The organism is Halocynthiibacter sp., assembly GCF_049608145.1.
Classification (GTDB): domain Bacteria; phylum Pseudomonadota; class Alphaproteobacteria; order Rhodobacterales; family Rhodobacteraceae; genus Halocynthiibacter.
On sequence record NZ_JBMYXF010000088.1, the window covers coordinates 1 to 5,805 of the forward strand.

A 5,805-nucleotide genomic window follows, 5' to 3' on the forward strand; every position below is an offset into this window, starting at 1 on the left:
CCCCCGATCAGGCGGTGACCATTCTGCGCGGATTGCGGTCTGCTTATGAAGAAACACACCATGTTTATATCTCGGATGCAGCACTTCAGGCGGCGTCGCATTTGTCGGATCGCTATCTGACCGGACGGCAATTGCCGGATAAGGCATTCGACGTGCTCGATACCGCCTGTGTACGTGTGGCAGCGGGACAGACCGCGCGCCCGCGTGAATTAGAGCTTTTGGAAAAACGCATTCAGATGCTCGAGCTGCGCCAGAAGGATGAAGCACGCGACGTTCTGATGCGCGCGGAAGGCGCTGTGGACGATGCCGCCGCGACGGATCAGGAAATCGCACGTTTGCAAGAAGACGCCGATGCTCTACGCGCCCGCTGGGATGCGGAAAAGGCGAAGGTGGATCGCGTGATCGACCTGCGCAGCTGGATTGCGCGCGATCCAGAAGCCGAGTTGGATGAAGACGAGGAAGCTCCGGAAGGCACACAGGATGATTGGCAGAATGAAGTCAGTGCCTTGCTGACGGAATTGCGTGAAGCACGCCATAACAATGCACCGCTTGTGAATTTTGAAGTTGGCAATGACGCGGTTGCGGATGTGATCGCGGACTGGACCGGTGTGCCAGCCTCGGCCATGTCGGATGATGATGCAGCGAAGGTTTTGTTGCTTGGCGATCGTCTGAAAGCAGGCGTGCGCGGGCAGGATCTGGCGATTGATGTAATCCACGACAGGATGAAGGCTGCGCGGCTTGATTTCGTACGCGAAAACACTCCGCGCGGCACTTTCCTTCTTGTTGGACCCTCTGGCGTAGGGAAAACCGAAACGGCGGAACAGGTGGCTGAACATCTGTTTGGTGGCAAGCAGTTCCTGACCGTGATCAACATGTCAGAATATCAGGAAAAGCATACGGTCAGTCGTCTGATTGGCTCGCCTCCTGGTTATGTCGGATATGGTGAAGGCGGTGTTCTGACCGAAGCAATCCGGCGCAAACCTTATTCTGTGGTGCTGCTGGATGAGGTTGAAAAGGCCCATGCGGATGTGATGAATATCTTCTATCAGGCGTTCGACAAGGGCATCATCAACGACGGTGAAGGGCGCGAGATTGACTGTACGAACATCGTCTTCTTTATGACCTCGAACCTTGGCTCTGACGCGCTGATGCAGAATCGGGAAACGGTGACAAATGCCTCTATGGAGGCGCTTGAAAAAGCCCTGCGTCCGCATCTGGAAACCCATTTCAAACCGGCACTTTTGGCTCGAATGCGGATCCTGTGTTTCAAACCGCTGGAAAGCGACACGATCCGGATGATTATTGATCTGAAACTGGCTAGCCAAGCGAAGCGTCTACGCGAGGTACGCGGGCTGGAACTGACTTGGGATGAAACTGTGACGGCGCAGATCGAAGATCTGTGTTCACATTCAGAAAATGGTGCGCGCATGGTTGAACAGGTGATTGACCGCTGGATTTTGCCACCTGTTGCTGAGGAAGCGTTGCAGCGGATTACCCGTGAAGAATCGTTTGAAGAAGTTCAGGTTTCTGCACGTGATGGCGGGTTCGAACTGACCTTCCTGCCGGAAACCAACACCGCAGAGTTTTCAGAAACGGAACAGGAAGCGGTGCCTGCCGAATGATCGAAGCCGAGGACATACGCGACCAGATGCTGACGCTCTGCAATCTGGTAAGCCAGGACCGCCCTGATGCGGTTCTGATGCAAAGCTGTGTGTTGATCTCGAATTTTCTTCATGCGCGTACGGCAGTTTTGATGATGCTGGACAATACCCGGCAGAACTTCATCACCGGCGCGGGCGTGTCGGAAGGGGATACCACCTGGGCGCCGCTGGTGATGTCACTGCCCCTACAGTCTGGCGACAGCGGGCAGACGCCTTTGGCGCAGGTTGCGTTGACTGGACGGAACCTGTGTCTGAATGCACTTGATAATGGATATAATTTGTCGCCCCTTGATCCACTTTTTCCGGATCTCGCGGCTGCGGGTCACATTTGCTTTGTACCGATGCAGAATACCCGGGGTGATCTGATCGGTGTCTACATCGTATCTGGTGAAAATACGTTTCCGACCCGTCTTAAAAGCACGGATATGACGCTTATTCTACGTGCGGTTTCAGCTCAGGTGGAACAAAGTAGCCGGCAACGTGCCGCAGCATTCCATATTTCGGCGTTGGAACGGTCACTGGAGCTTGCGGATAAACAACGCAGTAATTTGCGTGAGCGTGCACGTAGTAATTTACAGGCCCGCCTGCCGGGAAATTCGTCAGCTATGCAAAAGTTGCGCGGTCAGGTGGAACGGTTTGCGGATGCGTCAGGCACAATTCTAATTTCCGGCGAAGATGGCACCGGACGGGAACAGGTGGCGCGTGAAATGCATCGTCTGTCGCGCCTGTCCAATGCGCCGTTTACCTATGTGAACTGTGCTACTTTGACCGCCGAAAGCTTTGCGCCCGAGCTGTTTGGGCATAAGCGTGGGGCAATTCAGGGGGTGGCGACATCCCGGCGTGGACTGTTGCGCGAAACCGGCGACGGTATGATTTATTTTGATCGGGTGGATCTGCTATCAGAAGAGCTGCAAGGCAGTCTCTCGCGCTTGCTGGACACCGGCAGTTTCCGACCGCTTGGCAGCAGCCGGGAAGTGGGGCTGACACAGAGGTTTGCGTTTTCTGCACCTTCTGACGCGCAGAATGAAACCGGTATTTCTGCATCGTTGTATCATAAAATCGCGCAGGTTGGAATCCATATTCAGCCGCTGCGTGAGCGTTCGGAAGATATTGAAACCCTTGCACATGAAATCCTGATCGCGGTGGCATGTGAACGCAAGCAAAGGCTTAGTTTTGCCCCGGGCAGTGTCGCGTTTCTGATGCGCCAGGAATTGCAAGGCAACATGCACGAACTGCGCGCAATGATCACCCGCGCAAGCTTGCAAACCCAGCAAGACGGAATAATTTCACCGCAACATCTGGGGGCAAAGGTGAATGGTAAACCCCTGAATGCACCTGCCTCAGATCTGAAAGCTTCTGTGGAAAGCTATGAAGCGAACCTGATCCGTCGCGCCCTTTCTGATGCGGAAAACAACCGAGCCCAGGCGGCAAAAAACCTGGGTATTCCGAAACGAACACTGGCAGATAAATGTTTAAGATACGGACTTTGATAGGTACTTTTTCTTTGGCCGCATTTTCAGCGGCCCTCGCAACCCCTCTGCAGGCACAGGAAGGGGCTGTTACGATTGATCGCGAGCTGCTGACACCCTGCTTTGAAGACAATGAACGTCTTAGTCGGCTGGAATGTTACGATACGGTGCTGCGACGCCCTGAGGTGACAGATGTCACGCCAGAACCCACGCCGGAACCTGCACCACAGATTGTTCCTGCGATTGCATTTTTGACCAGCCTGATGACCAGTCCGGATGTCAGTGAAAACGGCGTGGCTGTATCCTTGCGTGACCGCGATAGCGGTGCCAGCCTGCGTGTGTTTGATGAGTTGGGCGAGATAGATCTACGCAACCGTGACGGTGAATCGGTTGATCCTGAAACCTACCACGACGACACGGATTTGTTCCTTGCTTTGCAAAGTATGGACGGGCAGGGGGAAGATGCGACCCTTGTTGTCAGTTGTCAGAATGACATCACCCGTTTCCGTATCTATTGGTATGACCCGTTTGAGACCCGAACCACATCCGTGCGTTTCCATTATGACGACCGCGTGACCGAAAATGATGGGCGGGAATTGCGTCAGTTTCATGTGCGTGGTGGAGGTTATGTCACTGAAAATGCCCGAGGGCTGGATTCCATCCGTCTGACCCGTGCGATCAGTGCCGCTGATATCACGCAGGTCGGAATTGGTGACAGTTCCAATTTGCGTTCCGCTTTCTTTAATACTGCTGCCCTGAACGATGTATTGCCCCTTTTGGCGCGTCATTGTTCCTGGGCTTTGTCCAACAGTTCCGATTAACAGGTGTCCTATGTTCCGAGTTTTTAAAGTCCTAAAAAAATTCCTAAGCCCGCTGCCCCTGATTATGGTCCTCAGCTTTGTCGGGGCGCTGGTTGTCTGGTTCTTCGGTGAAAAACTACGCTGGAAAAACTTCCAACCCTTTGCCGAAGGTGACATGCGTTTCTGGGTTGCCCTGTGCCTGTTGGTTTTGGGGCTGATCCTGATGACGGTGATGATTGTGCGGGTCGTTCGGGCGCGTCTGGCATCGCGCGAAAAGAAAGAACGCCGCGAACCCACCATTGAGGAGCTGGAAGCTGAGGCCATGGACACTGCCTTTGCGAAAGCTGTTGCTGTGATCCGCAGCCGCTGGTCCCGGGGTGGGCGCAGCATTTACGGGCTGCCCTGGTTCCTTGTCTTGGGGAAACATGCTGCTGGGAAAACATCCATTATTGAAAATGGTGATATGCGTTTTCCGATTGATCATGAGATTCGTGCAGAACTGGCGACTTTGGGCGAACGGGACGCAAAAGAATTCATCACCTGGCGTGTGGCTGGGAATGAAGCGGTTCTTCTGGATATCGACGGGCATCAGTTTGTGCCACATGAAGAACGCACCGGCGTGCAGTCTGTTCTGTGGGATCGTTTCCTGACCAATCTTCAGAAGATCCGCCCACGTCGCCCAATCAATGGGGTGATCCTGGCCGTGGATATGCTGGAATTCTCTCATTTTTCTATGGCCGATCGCGAAGAATACGCAAACCTTGTGCGCCGCACGGTGAATGATCTTGTGGAACGTCTGGGCACTCGCCTGACAGTGCATATCGTTTTCACCAAAATGGACCAACTGGCTGGCTTTACGGATTTCTTCGAAGGGTTGCGAGCCGTTGACCGCGAAAACCTGTTTGGCTTTCATTTCCTGTATGAAGGACGTCATACACCGGCTTGGGATGACCAATTTGTTGAACAATATGCTGAGTTCTGTAAAAAGATTCACCGTCTGACGACCCGTCAGCTGCTGGATCTGAAAAACCCGCGCAACCGCCGTGAGGCGTTCACGTTTTACCGTACATTGCTGGGGCTTGAGGCCCCGATGTCAGCTTTCTTGAAGGGCGCGCTGACGGCTGACAAATTCTCGACCCCACCTTTGGTACGCGGTGTTTATTTCGCCTCTAACCGCCAGGAAAATGCGCCTCAGAACGTGTTCCTAGAGGCCGTGGGCCAACGGTATATGTTGCCGCAACCTTTGTATGGAACATCTCAGGGCGCGTCGCATCCGTTCTTTATCACGCAGTTTTTCAAAAAAGCCGTCTTTCCAGAAGCAGGCCTTGCCGGGAACAATGTGAAGGTTGAGAAACGCTATCGCAGCCGTTTGATGTTGGCGTTCTTTGGATCGGCCGCAGCATGCGCAATTGGTGCAATTTACTGGTCATCACAATATAGCAAGAACTTGGCCCTAGCGGAAAATGTTCTGGATCGCACCGAGGTATATGCATCTTTGGGACAAAGCGTTCGCAATGATCCCACAGGTCAGCAATTGCTGGATCCACTGAACACCATCCGTGATGCCACTTTTGAATTTGATGATTTCCGCGAAGTGTCCGCTGCGACGGCTCAGCTGACGTTGTATCAAGGCCGTGAGATTGGCCCGATCGCGGATGCAGCCTATCGCACGATTTTGAATGATCAGTTTGCGCCTGTCCTGCTGGGTGGGGTGGAGCAAAAGCTGCGCCAGGTTTGTCCGAAGGGCAGTGATGAAGAACTGGAATACCTGCGAGTTTACCGCATGATGGGTGAACTGGAAGGCCGGGATAACCGGGTGATCGATAAGTATTTTGGCGATTTCTGGCAGACCAATTTTGAAGCCCAGGGTGAAGT

Annotated in this window: 4 protein-coding genes; all 4 read left to right on the forward strand. The window is 53.6% G+C overall.

Annotated features, from left to right (window positions below; genetic code table 11):
• Window positions 1-1,622 (forward strand): AAA family ATPase (locus tag ACPGUT_RS15605; protein WP_423992967.1); only part of this gene is annotated, 1,622 nt, incomplete at its 5' end.
• Window positions 1,619-3,151, forward strand: coding sequence for a sigma-54-dependent transcriptional regulator (locus tag ACPGUT_RS15610; protein WP_423992969.1), 1,533 nt, complete (start codon window positions 1,619-1,621; stop codon window positions 3,149-3,151). The genes ACPGUT_RS15605 and ACPGUT_RS15610, both read left to right, overlap by 4 nt.
• Window positions 3,148-3,951: a type VI secretion system-associated protein TagO gene (locus tag ACPGUT_RS15615; RefSeq protein ID WP_423992971.1), complete on the forward strand. Its 804-nt coding sequence runs from the start codon at window positions 3,148-3,150 to the stop codon at window positions 3,949-3,951. The genes ACPGUT_RS15610 and ACPGUT_RS15615 overlap by 4 nt, the downstream gene beginning before the upstream one ends.
• Window positions 3,952-3,961: 10 nt before the next feature.
• On the forward strand, window positions 3,962-5,805 hold a 1,844-nt coding region (gene tssM, locus ACPGUT_RS15620), incomplete at its 3' end, for a type VI secretion system membrane subunit TssM (protein ID WP_423992973.1).